The sequence below is a fragment of the Sphingomicrobium sp. XHP0239 genome (assembly GCF_039555325.1).
Classification (GTDB): Bacteria; Pseudomonadota; Alphaproteobacteria; order Sphingomonadales; family Sphingomonadaceae; genus Sphingomicrobium; species Sphingomicrobium maritimum.
On record NZ_CP154608.1, the window covers coordinates 751,243 to 765,140 of the forward strand.

Here is a 13,898-nt window from a genome sequence, read left to right on the forward strand (position 1 = left end):
GGGGTTGGCGAATCGCGCGTGATTTGACAGGGGAGGGGATGGCCCACGACATTCCCCTCGCATTGACCTTCGACGACGTGCTGTTGCAGCCGTTGCAGTCCAACGTGCTGCCGAGTGCGACCGACACCGCCTCGCAACTGACCCGCGACATCCGGCTCAAGATCCCGCTGCTGTCCAGCGCGATGGACACGGTGACCGAAGCCGACATGGCGATCGCCATCGCGCAACTGGGCGGGATCGGCGTCCTGCACCGCAATCTGTCTATCGGGCAGCAGGCGGGGGCGGTCCGCGCCGTCAAGCGGTTCGAGAGCGGGATGGTGGTCGAGCCGATTAGCATGCGTCCCGAGCAGACGCTGGCCGAAGCGCTCGAACTGATGAAGGCCAACAACATTTCGGGTATCCCGGTCGTCGAACAGGGAGGCAAGCTGACGGGTATCCTGACCAACCGCGACGTGCGCTTCGCCGAAAATCCCGATCAGCCGGTGAGCGAATTGATGACGTCAGAGAATCTGGCAACGGTTCGCGAAGGCACCAGCCAGGAAGAGGCGCGGCGCATCCTGCACCAGCGGCGGATCGAAAAACTGCTCGTCACCGATGACGAGGGACATCTGGTCGGGCTCATCACCGTCAAGGACATCGAGAAGTCGGTCGCCAGCCCCGATGCGACCAAGGACGAAGCCGGGCGGCTTCGCGTAGCCGCGGCATCGACGGTGGGGGAGAAGGGCCTAAAGCGGTCCGAAGCGCTGATCGATGCGGGTGTCGACTGCATCGTCATCGACACCGCGCACGGACACAACGACGCCGTCTCCACCGCGGTAAGCGACGTGAAGAAGCTGTCGAACAAGGTGCAGGTCGTGGCGGGAAACGTCGCGACCGCGGCCGCGACAAAGGCGCTGATCGACGCGGGCGCCGATGCGGTGAAGGTCGGAATCGGACCGGGGTCGATCTGCACCACGCGGATCGTCGCGGGCGTGGGCGTGCCCCAGTTGTCGGCCATTCTCGATTGCGCCGAAGCCGCGCGTTCGGCGGGTGTGCCGATCATCGCGGACGGTGGCGTTCGCACGTCTGGCGACATGGCCAAGGCGCTGGCCGCCGGCGCGTCGAGCGTGATGGTGGGCAGCCTGTTCGCCGGGACCGAGGAAGCGCCGGGCGAGACCTTCCTGTACCAGGGCCGCGCCTACAAGAGCTATCGCGGCATGGGCAGCGTGGGGGCGATGAGCCGCGGCAGCGCCGACCGCTATTTCCAGCAGGACATCAAGGATCACATGAAGCTCGTTCCCGAAGGGATCGAGGGACAGGTGCCCTTCAAGGGGCCGGTGCGCGACATCGTCCACCAGCTGGTCGGCGGGGTGAAGGCGGCGATGGGCTATACGGGCTCGGCGACGATGAACGATTTCCGCGAACGCGCGAAATTCGTGCGGATCACGGGCGCGGGCCTGTCGGAAAGCCATGTCCACGACGTCGCGATCACTCGCGAGGCGCCGAACTACCCGACGCGATGAGACCGGCCGCGCGTCTTCAGGCAGCGATCGAGATCGTCGATACGGTGATCGAGGCGGCCCGAAGCGGCGGCCCGCCCGCCGACGCGATCGTTCGCGAGTATTTCCGTACGCGGCGATACGCCGGGTCGAAGGATCGGCGCGCCGTGCGCGAGCATGTCTACGCCATGATCCGTCGCAGCGCGGTGCCGCCCGCGTCGGGACGTGCGGCGGCGATCGGGCTGGTGGACGAGAATGCCGAAGTGCGCGACCTGTTCGACGGCAGCGATCATGGCCCCGTGCCGATCCGCGAGGATGAAGAGGGCGCGCAGGCGGGGGTGGTGCCCGAGTGGATCGGGGCGCTGCTGTCGCCGCTGGTAGGCGAAGAGGGCCGCGATGCGCTGCTCGACCGTGCACCGCTCGACGCGCGGGTCAATGTGGCGCGTGCGGACCGTGGGACGGTTAGGAACGAACTGGGTGGCGATTTCACGCCCTTGAGCCCTTGGGGACTGCGCTTCGAGAGCGAGACGCGGCTCGACGACACACCGGCGTTTCGCGAGGGCCGCATCGAGATACAGGACGAGGCCAGCCAACTGGTCGCGCTTGCGTGCGATCCGAAGGCGGGCAAGACGTTCCTCGACCTCTGCGCGGGGGCGGGAGGAAAGAGCCTCGCGCTTGCGGCCATGGAGCCCGAAGCGCGGATCGTCGCCGCCGATGTCGACAAAAGGCGGTTGCACCAGCTGCCGCCCCGCGCCGAGCGGGCGGGCGCGGTGATCGAAACCCTGTTGATGAACCCGCCGCGCGAGGCCGAGGCACTGGCCGACTTTCACGGGCGGACCGACGGCGTGCTGGTCGATGCCCCGTGCAGCGGTTCGGGGACGTGGCGGCGGAGCCCGGAACTGCGCTGGCGACTGACGCCCGACCGGCTCGATGCACTGGTCGAGACGCAGGCCCGCATCCTCGATCTCGCCGCGCCGCTGGTCAGGCCGGGCGGACGTCTCGTCTATGCGACCTGCTCGCTGATCGAGCAGGAAGGAGCGGATCAGATCGAGCGGTTCCTCAGCCGACATTCAGGATGGAGCGTGCATCACGATCTTTCATTCGGACGGCAATCGGGGGCGGGTCGACTGCTGACCCCCGGCCACGAGGGCACCGACGGATTTTTCATCGCGGCGCTTCTTAAAGACTGATAGGCTGGACGAGACGAAGTGGAGATATTGATGCGCCTCACCCCCCTCATCCTCGCCCTCGGACTGGCCACGTCGACGATCGCGGCCCCCGGTTTCGCGCAGGACCGCGACGCCCAGATCGCGCCGCTGTCGATCGAACTGGTCGAGGAAGGGCAGGCGGCGCTGGCGGCGGGCGATCTCGTCGGCGCGGACAACGCATTCGAGGCCGCTTTGGTCGCCGATCCGCGCAACCGTGCCGCTTACGTCGCGATGGCGAAGGTGGCGATCGAGCAGGAACTGTTCGGCCAGGCGATCCGACTGGCGCGCAAGGCGCTGACCATCGAACCGACCGATCGCAGCGCGCTGGCGGTGCAGGGGCAGGCCTATGCCGCGCTGGGCGCGGTGGAGAAGGCCGAAGCCAACATCGCACGGCTCGAACGGATCTGCGGGTCGGAGTGCGCCGAGCAGGACACGATCGCCGCGGCCATCGCGCGCGGTCCCGTGCTCGCGGTCAACGACAATGATCCTGCCGAGGTCGAAGCAAACTAGAGCTTTGCGGCGATCGCCACGAATTCCCCGACACTGAGCGTTTCGGCGCGTCGCGTCGGGTCGATCCCCACTTCTTCCAACGCGTCGAGCGCACCCGCCATCCCCTTGAGCGATTGGCGCAGCATCTTGCGGCGCTGTCCGAAGGCGGCGGCGGTGAGGCGCGAAAGGGTTTTCGGATCCACGCCCTCGGGCGCGTCGCCCGGCACGATGTGCACGACCGCGCTTGCGACCTTGGGGGGCGGCGTGAAAGCCGCGGCGGCCAGCTTCATGGCGATCCGCGCTTCGGAGCGCCACTGGGACAGGACCGACAGCCGCCCGTAGGCGCTGGTTCCCGGTTGCGCGACGATGCGTTCGGCGACCTCGCGCTGGAACATCAGGGTGAGCGAGGCCCAGAAGGGGGGCCAGTTGTCCGCCTCGAGCCAGTCGACGAGCAGTTGCGTGCCGATATTGTAGGGCAGATTGGCAACGATATGCAGCGCATCGTCGGTCAACGATGCGGCGTCGACCTCGAGCGCGTCGCCCTCAATCAGCGTGAGCCGGTCGTCGCTTTCTTCCTGGAGTTCGTGGAGCGCCGGAAGGCAGCGGGCATCCCGCTCGACCGCAACGACACGGGCGCCGGTGTCGAGCAAAGCGCGGGTCAGGCCGCCGGGTCCGGGGCCAACCTCGAACACCATCGCGCCGGCCAGATCGCCGGGGATGGCGGCGATGCGGGCGAGCAATTGGCGATCGAGAATGAAATTCTGGCCGAGCGCCTTGGATGCGCTCAATCCGTGGCGACGGATGACGTCGCGCAGCGGTTCGGGCGCGCTTTCGCTCATTCGGCGGGGGCGTCGATGGCCTGGGGTAGAGGATTGCCCTGCGACGCGCGGTGGCGGACTGCCTCGGCCGCCATCGTCAATGCCGCGATGGTCGCATCGGGAAGCGCCACATCGGTTCCCGCGATGCCGAAGGCGGTGCCATGATCGGCGGAGGTGCGCACGATCGGCAGTCCCAGCGTCATGTTGACGCCTTCGTCGAAATGCAGTGCCTTCAGCGGGATCAGCGCCTGGTCATGATACATCGCCAACGCCGCGTCATAGTCGGCGCGGGCCCGGGCGTGGAACATGGTATCAGCGGGCAGCGGACCCACGACGTCCCAGCCTTCTTCGCGCAGCTGTTTGACGGCGGGTTCGATGAGGTCGATTTCCTCGCGACCGATCGCGCCATTCTCGCCCGCATGCGGGTTCATGCCGGCGACCGCGAGGCGGGGACGTTCAATGCCGAAGTTGCGAATGAGGCCGCGCAATGTCGCTCGGGCGCGGGCGACAATGAGCTCGGTCGAAAGGAGGCCCTCGACCTCGACCAGCGCGACGTGACCGGTGACCGGCACGCAGCGGAGGCTTGGCCCTGCCAGCATCATGGCCACGTTGGTCTTGGAGACGCCGCAGCGTTCGGCGATGAACTCGGTCTGGCCCGGATGGGTGAAACCGATGTCGTAGAGCCGTTCCTTCGATACAGGCCCGGTCACGACGGCGCCGACCGATCCGGCCCGGGCGAGGCCGACGCCCAGTTCCAGCGCCTGAAGCGCGGCACGGGCGCCGTCTTCGGTCGGGCGGCCCGGTTCGACCGGACGTTCGGTACGAACGGGGATGACGGGGAGCGCATGGTCGAAGACGTCGGCCGCAGCCTCGGGCGTGCCGATTTCCTCGACGGGCCCGTCCCATACGGCGCGCACCGCGGCCGGATCGCCGATCAGGGCGAACACCGGAAGGTCGTGGGCCGTGCGCGCACGCCAGCTCTTGGCCGCAATTTCGGGACCGATCCCGGCGGGATCGCCCATCGTCAGTGCGACCGGGAGCCCGGCGTCCACGACGATGGCCCTAGCGGAAGTCGATGATCGCGTCGCGGCGCAGGTCGCGCAGGTAGCGGCGGGCACGCATGGCGACCCGTTCGTCCACCTTCTGGTTCTCGATCTCGCGTCGGCTCGGCATGTTCACGCGCGCATCCTCGCGGCCGCAGATGACGAGCGTGGAAACCGCATCGTCGACCGCGCCGAAGGGACGAGTAGCCTGACCGATCTGCATGTCGGCCATCATCGCCTGGAGCGCGGGCGGCAGATCGCGGATCACGATGCCGTCCTGACTGACCACGCGCCCGCCGAAATCGCTGGCGAGCCGTTCGGCCCCGCCGCAACCCTGGTTGGCGGCAGCCGCATCGGCGAAGCGGTCGAGCAGAGCCTGAATCTGGGCTTCGGGCATGTCGGCCTGCATCGGAATCGATACCTGTTTGAGGCTCAGGACCGCGTCGCGCGGATCGGCGGCCAGAATGGTGCGCTTGTCCGACAGCGTCATGATCGAATAGCCGCCGGGAATCTTGATGGGGATCGTGACGGCGCCGACTTCCATGTTGGTGAGCGCGGTGCCCAGTTCGGCGGGAAGATCTTCGGGACGGACCCAGCCCAGAAGACCGCCGACCGCAGCATGGCTGGCTTCGGAATATTGCCGCGCGATGGCACGAAAATCGACGCCCTGCCGAAGGAGTTCGATGATCTGCTCGGCGTTGGCACGGACCTGGTCGTCGGTCGCGGGGGTGGAGGACAGAAAGATTTCGCCGACGCGATATTCGACCTGTCCCTTGTTGGCTTCCATCTTCTCGATGACCGCGTCGATCTCGTCGTCGCCGACGCTGATGCCGCTGGCGATCTTCTTGTCCTGGAGACGGTACCAGGCGAGTTCGCCGCGGATCTGGCGGTCGAGCGAGCGCTTGGACGAACCCGATTGTTCGAGCAGGACGAGCAGTTCGGGAACCGAAACGTTGGCGTTTTCGGCCACGCGCTGCACCGAACGGTCGATGTCGGCCTGCGGAAGTTCGATTTCCTCGGCGATCGCGGCCTGCGTCTGGAGCGTCTCGTCGATGAGGTTGCGCAGGGCCTGCTGCTGCAGACGGCGCAGATCCTCTTCGCCGATAGTCGCGTCGCTGCCGATGAGCGACAGGGCGACCCGCTGGTCGATGTCGGTCTGGGTGATGATCTCGCCGTTCACGATGGCGGTCGCCTTCACCACCGAGGGCAGGGTGTCGCCGAACAGCTGGATGTTCTCCGGCAGCCGGAGCCCGCTCGCGCTGTTGAAATCCTGGGCCTGCGCCGCGCCCGAAAGGCTCATGGCGCCAAGGCCCGCGAGGGCGGCGGTCATCATGGTCAATGTGTTCATGGTCGAAATCGAATCCCTATGGTCAATTCGTCGTTTCCAATGGGCAAGCGCGGCTGAACCTGCGCTTAGCGGCCGAGACCCTTCAGATTGAAGGTAACCGAAAATGTGGATCCCCGGCGGAACGCTCCGATGCGTTCATAGTCGCGTTTCCACGAAAGCCCAAGCTCGATGTAATCATCGTCGTAAAACACGCCGATCCGGTGGCGCGCCGGTTCGAACCCGTCGGAGAGGGACAGCGGGTCCTCGGCGCTGTCGGTGAGGTCGAGCACGGTCGAGCCGAAGATCGAATAATGGTCGAGGAAATGGAAACGTCCGGCGAGACGCAGTTCTTCCTTGTCGCGCAGATCCTCGATGGTGGGGTCGATGTCGCGGTCGAGACGGAGATAGCCGATGGTGGCGTAGGTCTCGATCGTCCCGACGGTGAGATCGAGTTCGCTGCGCCGGAACGCCAGCCCGTCCTTGTCGAGGCGGTAGCGCGCGGTGAGATCGACGAAGCGGCCATAGCGGAAGCGCGTACGCCCGACGAAATCGCTCCACTGGTCGGTGAGCCCGGTGCCGTCGGGAAAGATGAGCGGCTCGTCGGTCAGGCGATAGCTTTGCCCGAGATTGGACCGGACCTGGAAATTAGGTCGGTCGAGAAGCCATTCGACACCGTAGGTCACGCGGCTGCCGTCTTCCCACCGGTCGTAGCCGGGGAAGCGGTTAAGGGCGAACAGGTTGCTGTCCTCGAGGTCGATGGCGCGCGCATCCTCGTTCGGAATGTCGAGGTTCTTGGTCGGCGGGGTGAGGACCAACTGGACGCGCGGGATGACCCGCAGCGTGCCGCCCAATGCTTCGCCGATCAGCGGCCAGCGCAGGTCGGCGGCCGCAGCGGCGATTCCGCGCGCGTTCCAGCCCTCTTCGCCGCGATAGATGGGCACGGCGGTCTCGAGCACCTCGTCGGTGTGGTAGAGATCGCCGCGCAGATAGCCCGTCAGCGTCAGTTCCTGTCCGAGCGACGTCAGCAGGCGACGGTCCCACCGGCCGAGCGCGAACGCGCGTTGCGTGTCCTGACCGTCGGTACGGAGGATGGCGAGGCTGTTGCCCTGCAGCTCGACCTGGCCACCCGCCACGGGGTCGTCGAGACGGAACCGCGCGTCGATCGCGGGCAGCGCGATCGGCAGCGTGTCCTGCACGTCGTCGACGCGCAGGCCCTGGAACGCCCATCCGGCGATCGAGATGTAGCTGTCTTCGTCCAGTCGTTCGACGTTGACGACGTTGCGCAGGCGGTCGTCGCGGGTCAGGTCGAAGCGGCGGGTGACGGTCTTGTCGGTGGTGTAGCGAAGCGATCCGGTCGCGCGCCAATAGGGATCGAACTGGAAGCGCCCGTTGGCATCGAAATAGCCGCGCACGTCCTCCCCGAGGCTTTCGGGCCTTGCACCGACATCGGGATTGTCGATGTCGCCGTAGGTGAGAAAGCCGCCGACCTGGAACGCGCCGCTTTCGCCGAGCTGGCGATAACGGGTCGAGAGGCCGGGAAGGTTGCCCGTGTACAGGTGCGGCGTGACGGTGACGTCGCGATTGCGGGCGAGGCGGCGGTAGTAAGGGAAGCTGAGCTCCAGCCCGTTGACGCCCGAAATGCTGACGTCGGGGATCATGAAGCCGCTGGTGCCGCCAAGCGGACCCGGATCGCCGATCGAGAAGACCGGCAGGAGCGGGAGGTCGAGCCCGAAGATGTGCAAGCGCCCCCCGCGGAACGTCAGTCGACCCGTGTCTTCCTCGCGGATGACCTGCGCTGCGGTGATGCGCCAGGACAGTCCGTCGCAGTCGGCCGCACAGGGCGAGTAGGCCGCATTGTCGACGATGAAGTCGCCGTCCTCGCTCCGCCCCTGCTCGCCCGCCACGCGGCCGCCGGTTTCTAGCGCGAGGAGGAAATTCTCGATGCTGGCCGCCTCGAGCGTTTCGTCGAGGAGGACGCTGTCCCCGACCAGTCGGTCGCCGGTCGGGGCGAGCAATACGACGTTCCCGCTGGCGATGATCGTGCCCGCGACCCGATCCCAGACGAGGCGGTCGGCGGCCAGCGCGTATCCGTCCTGCCGCACCCGCACCTGCCCCGCCGCGGTCACGGTATCGACGTTGGCGTCGTAGATGATCTCGTCGGCGTTGAAGGCGAGTTCGCTACCGGGCAGCGCGACGGGGGTCAGATCCTCGCCGATGTCCTGCGCGACGGCCGTCGAAGGCAGCGCAGCGAGGCCGAGCGCCACCCCTGCGAGCCACCGCATCCTATCCCTCGAACCGCTCATGATCAGGCCTATGCCCGCTTCGCCGGTGAGCGGCAATCCGCCTTTGCCTTTTCGCGCTCACCCGTTCTAAGACGCACGCGAACGGCCGATCGGCCCGATGTTTCAGACCAGAGGTATTTTCCATGCAGATCCGCTTCGCTTCCGCTCTTCCCGACGGCGACTACACGCTCGTCCTTCCCGCCACCGGTGCCGACGACGACGCCGTCGGTGCGTGGAAGGGGGTCGCGAAAAGCCTCGAGAAGCAGCGGTTCGAGGGCAAGGCCGGGAAGGCGGCGACGGCCTACGATCCCGATGACGGACGCCGGATCCTGGTGGTCGGGATCGGCGCGGGGAAGGATCATGACGCCGAGGTCATCGGCGCGACGCTCGCCAAGCATCTGCTGACGTCGGGAGAAACCCACGCCGTCGTCGATCTGCGCGACAAGGACGTCGAGGCCGACCATGCCGCCCGCATCGCGCTGGGCGCGGTGGTGCGCGGATGGCGTTTCGATCGCCGTACCAAGCGCAAGAAGAGCGAGGAGATCTCGCTCGAGACGGTGACGATCGTCGGCGCGCCCAAGGGAACCGAGGATCGGTGGACGAACCGGTGGGAGCCGTTGTCGCGCGGCCTCGCGCTGACACGCGAGTTGGTCACCGAGCCGGCCAACATCATCTACCCCGAAAGCTTCGTCGACCGCGTCAAGGAACATGCCGAGGGCACCGGCCTGGTGATCGAGACTCTCGGGAAGGAAGAGATGGAGAAGCTGGGCATGGGCGCGCTGCTCGGCGTCAGCCAGGGTTCGGTCAAACCGCCGCGTCTGCTGGTCCTCAAGTGGATGGGCGGCGAGGGCGACGATACGCCCACCATGCTGGTCGGGAAGGGTGTCACCTTCGATACGGGCGGCATCTCGATGAAGCCGCCGCAGGGCATGGAATCGATGAAGTGGGACATGGGCGGCGCGGGGGCGGTCGCGGGTGCCATGCTCGCGATCGCGGGGCGCAAGGCGAAAGCCAACATCGTGGGCCTGTGCGGGCTGGTCGAGAACATGCCCGACGGCAATGCGCAGCGCCCCGGCGACGTCGTGACCAGCATGTCGGGTCAGACGATCGAGGTCATCAACACCGACGCGGAAGGGCGCCTCGTCCTGTGCGATGCGCTGACCTACGGACAGCAGGAATATAATCCCGAGACGATCATCGACCTCGCCACCCTCACCGGTGCGATGGTCATCGCGCTGGGCAACGAACAGGCGGGTTTTTTCACCAACAGCGACGACCTGGCCGCGACGCTGACGGAAACGGGCAAGACGTCGGGCGACAAGCTGTGGCGGATGCCGCTCGGCGAAGGGTACGACCGTCTGCTCGATACGCCGATCTCGGACATGAAGAATGTGGGCCCGCGCGAGGCGGGTTCGATCACGGCCGCGCAGTTCCTGCAGCGGTTCATCGACGATGGCGTCAAATGGGCGCACCTCGACATCGCGGGCATGGCATGGAGCGGCAAGCCGCGCGCCAAGATCGACAAGGGCGCGACGGGCTTCGGCGTGCGCTTGCTCGATCTCTACGTCGAAGAGCATTGCGAGGGATAAAGCGCTGCGCGTCGATTTCTATCAGCTCGACGATGCAGCGGCGGGGGCGGCCATTCTCGCCGCCATCGCGGGCAAGTTGCTGGACGGGGGAGATCGCCTGCTCGTGACCAGTGCCGACGAGGCGCAGCTCGCGACCCTCGACCGTTCCTTGTGGACGCACACCCCCGACAGTTTCCTGGCGCATGGTCGCGAAGGCGGGCCGCGCGACGTGGATCAGCCGATCCTGCTGTCGACCCGAACGGTCGCGCCGAACGGTGCGCGCAACATCGCGCTCGCCGACGGGGAGTGGCGCCCTGCGGCACTGGGGTTCGATCGCGCCTTCATGCTGTTCGATGGGGAGACGATCGAGGCGGCGCGTGTCGCATGGAAGGAGCTTGGCGACGAAAAGGGCGTCGAGCGACATTACTGGGCGCGCGAGGATGGAAAGTGGGTGCAGCGCGCCTGACGCTTGCGCGGGCAGCGGCGGGCGGGTAGGGGGCGCGCGCAACAGCCCCCCTTCATCCGGAGACATATCATGGCGGTCACCCGCACCTTTTCGATCATCAAACCCGACGCCACCCGCCGCAACCTGACCGGCGCGGTCACCAAGATGCTGGAAGAAGCCGGCCTGCGCGTTGTCGCTTCCAAGCGCATCCAGATGACCGAGGAGCAGGCCAAGGGCTTCTACGAAGTCCACAAGGAGCGCCCCTTCTACGACGATCTCGTCTCGTTCATGACCTCGGGCCCGGTCGTGGTCCAAGTTCTCGAGGGCGAGGACGCCGTGAAGCGCAACCGCGACATCATGGGCGCGACCAATCCGGCCGACGCCGACGAAGGCACGATCCGCCGCGAACACGCCGAATCGATCGAAGCCAATTCGGTCCACGGATCGGACAGCGAAGAGAATGCCGCGAACGAAATCGCCTTTTTCTTCGACGAAAGCGAAATTGTCGGCTAAGAGACTCTCATTAACTCGTGCCATGGGGGTCGCAGGGTCGTGCCTGCGGCCCCTTTCTTTTGGGATGGGGCACTTGAGCGGAACTGCGGTCCCAGCCTTCCGTTGCGTTTCTAAAGGAGACGCAAATGCCCCGAATTCTTTCGATCAACGGCTCGATCCGCAGCGGGAGTTTCAATCAGGCGGTGCTCGATGCCGCCGTCGAACTCGCGCCTGAAGGGATGCAGATCGACTCGCACTCGCTCGCCGACGTCGAGCCGTTCAACGAGGACGTCGAGGACAATCCGCCGCCCGGCGCCGCGGCACTGATTGCGGCGGCCAAGGGCGTCGATGGCATCCTGATCGGCAATCCGGAATACAATCATTCGCTTTCGGGCGTGCTGAAGAACGCGCTCGACTGGCTCAGCCGTCCGTCGGCGGGACAGCCGCTGAAAGACCTGCCGGCGATGTCGGTCGGCGCCACCCCCGGGCCGACTGCGACGGCGCGGGCGAGTGCGCACCTGCGCGTCGTGGCCTGGACCATCGGCATGCGGTTGTGGCCGGGACCCGAGGTGCTGGTCGGCAATTGCAAGGACAAGATCGAGGACGGCAAGCTGACCGACGAGGATTCGCGCAAGTTTCTTTCGAAGTCGCTGAAAAGCTTCGCCGACTGGATCGAGCGCTTGTCCTAGAAGGCGTCGGCGGCGCGCTGCAGCTTCGTCAGACGAGCGGGCGCGCAGATCGACCAGCTTTTGCGAAGCCAGTGATCGACATGGTCCCAGTCGGTGCGCGGGGAATCGACTCGCAACCCGATCCAGTCCGACGGCCCGTAATAGGCTGGACGGAAATAGAGGTCGGGATCGGCGTCGATCAGGGCGGCCATCTCGTCCTGTCCGCTGGTCTTGACGAGTACGGCGACATGGTCCTCGCCGTGATGCCGGTTCCACAGGATCGCGAAGAACTTGCCCGACGATTTGGGCCCGACGCGCCATGCGGGGGCGCCATGACTGGTCTTCGCCGTCGTTTCGGGTAGCGAAAGAGCGCGAGCCTCGATCTGCCTTTCGATCCAGGCAGCGTCGGAGAAGCGCGCGAAATGGTCGCGGAGAACGCGCGGGTAGAGCTGATGTTCGGCGAGCAGAACGCGCGCGGCGAGGGTGTCCGGCGTATCGTCGGGAAGAACCGCGACCTCGATCGCACCGAGGACCTCGCCTGCATCCAGCTCGCTCGTCACATGATGAACGCTGGCGCCGCTGACCGTATCGCCCGCCGCGAGAACCCGCTGGTGGACGTCGGTGCCCTTGTAGGCGGGGAGAAGCGACGGGTGGATATTGTAGATCCGACCCTTCCAGCGATCGAGGAAATCATCGGGAATGATCCGCATGAAACCAGCGCAGGCGATCGCGTCGGCGCCATGCCTTTCAAGGGTTTGGTCGAGCTGGTCCCAAAATGTCGGGTCCTTTCCGTCCAGACGGGCGGTCGGGATATGTTCCGCCTCCGCGAGGTCGAAGCCCGCGGCTTTCGGCTTGTTGCCCGCGACGAGCGCGATCTCGAAGGGGCAGTCGTCATCCTTGGCCGCATAGAGAAGCGCCGCCATGTTGCTCCCGCGTCCCGACACGAGGACGGCGAGACGAACGCGTTCAGCCTTCATGCGTCGCCGACCAGCCGTCGCCGGAAACGGTGCAGCCTCTCTTCCCTTCGCGCACGTCGCCGATGCGATGCGTCTCGACGCCCGCGCGGCCGAGCGCCAGAGCGACGTCGTCCGCTCCAGCCGCGGGAACGATCGCGACCATCCCGATCCCGCAGTTGAAGGTGCGCGCCATTTCCTCTTCGCTCACCCGGCCGCCGCGTTGCAGCATGGCGAACAGGGGCGAGCGCTCCCATGAGGTCATGTCGACGTGGGCATGGCAACCGTCGGGAAGACTGCGCGGGATGTTTTCCAGCAGGCCCCCGCCGGTGATGTGCGCGAGCGCGTGGACATGGCCGCTGCGGATCGGGTCGAGCAGCGCGCGCACGTAGATGCGGGTCGGAGCGAGCAACGCCTCGCCGAGGTTGCGATCGTCGCCTTCGACAGGCGTGTCGAGCGACCAGCCTTCGCGTTCGATGATCCGGCGCACGAGCGAAAAGCCGTTGGAGTGGACGCCGTTCGACGCCAGTCCCAGCAGCGCGTCGCCGGGTGCCACGCGCGTCCCGTCGAGAAGCTGGCCGCGCTCGACCGCACCGACGCAGAAGCCGGCGAGATCGTAGTCGCCGTCCGAATACATTCCCGGCATTTCCGCCGTCTCGCCCCCGATCAGGGCGCAACCCGCCTCGCTGCAACCGTCAGCGATCGAGGCGACGACGCTGGCGGCCGTTTCCCGGTCGAGCGCGCCGGTGGCGTAATAGTCGAGAAAGAAGAGCGGTTCGGCGCCTTGCACGATGAGGTCGTTGACGCACATCGCGACGAGATCGATGCCCACACCCGAGTGGTCGCCAGCCTCGATCGCCAGCTTGAGCTTCGTGCCCACGCCATCGTTCGCCGCGACCAGGAGGGGATCGACGAAGCCGGCCGCCTTCAGGTCGAACAGTCCGCCAAAACCGCCGAGAGCGGCATCGGCGCCGGGCCGCGCGGTCTGGCGGGCGAGAGGGGCGATGGTCTTGACGAGCGCATTGCCCGCTTCGATCGAAACACCGGCATCGGCGTAGGTCAGGGGCTTGTCGTCGCTCATGGGGGTGAGGGGCTAGCGACAAGACGCTTGGATTTCCATTCCCAAA

General features: G+C 66.5%; 13 protein-coding genes. 7 read left to right on the forward strand and 6 right to left on the reverse strand.

Annotated elements, in window-relative coordinates:
* Nucleotides 1-38 precede the first annotated feature (38 nt).
* From guaB to WJT74_RS03865, 3 genes are read left to right on the forward strand one after another with little or no spacing between them, the layout of a single operon-like run.
* Nucleotides 39-1,502, forward strand: coding sequence for an IMP dehydrogenase (gene guaB / locus WJT74_RS03855; protein ID WP_343347074.1), 1,464 nt, complete (start codon nucleotides 39-41; stop codon nucleotides 1,500-1,502).
* Entirely contained in the window at nucleotides 1,499-2,668 is a 1,170-nt protein-coding gene (locus tag WJT74_RS03860; RefSeq protein WP_343347076.1) for an RsmB/NOP family class I SAM-dependent RNA methyltransferase, read from the forward strand. The genes guaB and WJT74_RS03860 overlap by 4 nt, the downstream gene beginning before the upstream one ends.
* A gap of 30 nt (nucleotides 2,669-2,698) precedes the next feature.
* A complete protein-coding gene (locus tag WJT74_RS03865) occupies nucleotides 2,699-3,196 on the forward strand; it encodes a hypothetical protein (protein ID WP_343347078.1) in 498 nt (165 codons plus the stop codon).
* Here WJT74_RS03865 and rsmA read toward each other — a convergent pair.
* The 4 genes from rsmA to WJT74_RS03885 all read right to left on the reverse strand — a co-directional run bounded on the left by rsmA (nucleotide 3,193) and on the right by WJT74_RS03885 (nucleotide 8,645).
* Nucleotides 3,193-4,014, reverse strand: coding sequence for a 16S rRNA (adenine(1518)-N(6)/adenine(1519)-N(6))-dimethyltransferase RsmA (gene rsmA, locus WJT74_RS03870; protein ID WP_343347080.1), 822 nt, complete (start codon nucleotides 4,012-4,014; stop codon nucleotides 3,193-3,195). The two genes, WJT74_RS03865 and rsmA, sit on opposite strands and share 4 nt — an antisense overlap.
* Nucleotides 4,011-5,045 carry a 4-hydroxythreonine-4-phosphate dehydrogenase PdxA gene (pdxA, locus tag WJT74_RS03875; RefSeq protein ID WP_343347082.1) on the reverse strand — a complete coding sequence of 345 codons (1,035 nt, stop codon included), beginning with the start codon at nucleotides 5,043-5,045 and terminating at the stop codon, nucleotides 4,011-4,013. The genes rsmA and pdxA overlap by 4 nt, the downstream gene beginning before the upstream one ends.
* Nucleotides 5,046-5,055: 10 nt before the next feature.
* Complete coding sequence (locus WJT74_RS03880; RefSeq protein WP_343347085.1) at nucleotides 5,056-6,384, reverse strand: peptidylprolyl isomerase; 1,329 nt, start codon at nucleotides 6,382-6,384, stop codon at nucleotides 5,056-5,058.
* A gap of 65 nt (nucleotides 6,385-6,449) precedes the next feature.
* On the reverse strand, nucleotides 6,450-8,645 hold the full coding sequence (locus tag WJT74_RS03885) for an LPS-assembly protein LptD (RefSeq protein ID WP_343347088.1): 2,196 nt from the start codon (nucleotides 8,643-8,645) through the stop codon (nucleotides 6,450-6,452).
* A 143-nt stretch (nucleotides 8,646-8,788) separates the two neighbouring features.
* On the opposite strand from WJT74_RS03885, the gene WJT74_RS03890 reads away from it, so the two are divergent.
* The 4 genes from WJT74_RS03890 to WJT74_RS03905 all read left to right on the forward strand — a co-directional run bounded on the left by WJT74_RS03890 (nucleotide 8,789) and on the right by WJT74_RS03905 (nucleotide 11,839).
* Nucleotides 8,789-10,234: a leucyl aminopeptidase gene (locus WJT74_RS03890; protein WP_343347090.1), complete on the forward strand. Its 1,446-nt coding sequence runs from the start codon at nucleotides 8,789-8,791 to the stop codon at nucleotides 10,232-10,234.
* Nucleotides 10,235-10,238: 4 nt separating this feature from the next.
* Nucleotides 10,239-10,679: a DNA polymerase III subunit chi gene (locus WJT74_RS03895; RefSeq protein ID WP_343348087.1), complete on the forward strand. Its 441-nt coding sequence runs from the start codon at nucleotides 10,239-10,241 to the stop codon at nucleotides 10,677-10,679.
* Between the two features lie 69 nt (nucleotides 10,680-10,748).
* Nucleotides 10,749-11,171, forward strand: coding sequence for a nucleoside-diphosphate kinase (gene ndk / locus WJT74_RS03900; protein ID WP_343347092.1), 423 nt, complete (start codon nucleotides 10,749-10,751; stop codon nucleotides 11,169-11,171).
* A gap of 125 nt (nucleotides 11,172-11,296) precedes the next feature.
* Nucleotides 11,297-11,839, forward strand: a complete 543-nt coding sequence (locus WJT74_RS03905; RefSeq protein WP_343347094.1) for an NADPH-dependent FMN reductase — start codon at nucleotides 11,297-11,299, stop codon at nucleotides 11,837-11,839.
* Here WJT74_RS03905 and purN read toward each other — a convergent pair.
* On the reverse strand, nucleotides 11,836-12,795 hold the full coding sequence (gene purN / locus WJT74_RS03910; protein ID WP_343347096.1) for a phosphoribosylglycinamide formyltransferase: 960 nt from the start codon (nucleotides 12,793-12,795) through the stop codon (nucleotides 11,836-11,838). The two genes, WJT74_RS03905 and purN, sit on opposite strands and share 4 nt — an antisense overlap.
* The gene (gene purM, locus WJT74_RS03915; RefSeq protein WP_343347098.1) at nucleotides 12,785-13,852 is read right to left on the reverse strand and encodes a phosphoribosylformylglycinamidine cyclo-ligase; all 1,068 of its coding nucleotides are present in this window, start codon (nucleotides 13,850-13,852) and stop codon (nucleotides 12,785-12,787) included. The genes purN and purM overlap by 11 nt, the downstream gene beginning before the upstream one ends.
* Nucleotides 13,853-13,898: the final 46 nt, after the last annotated feature.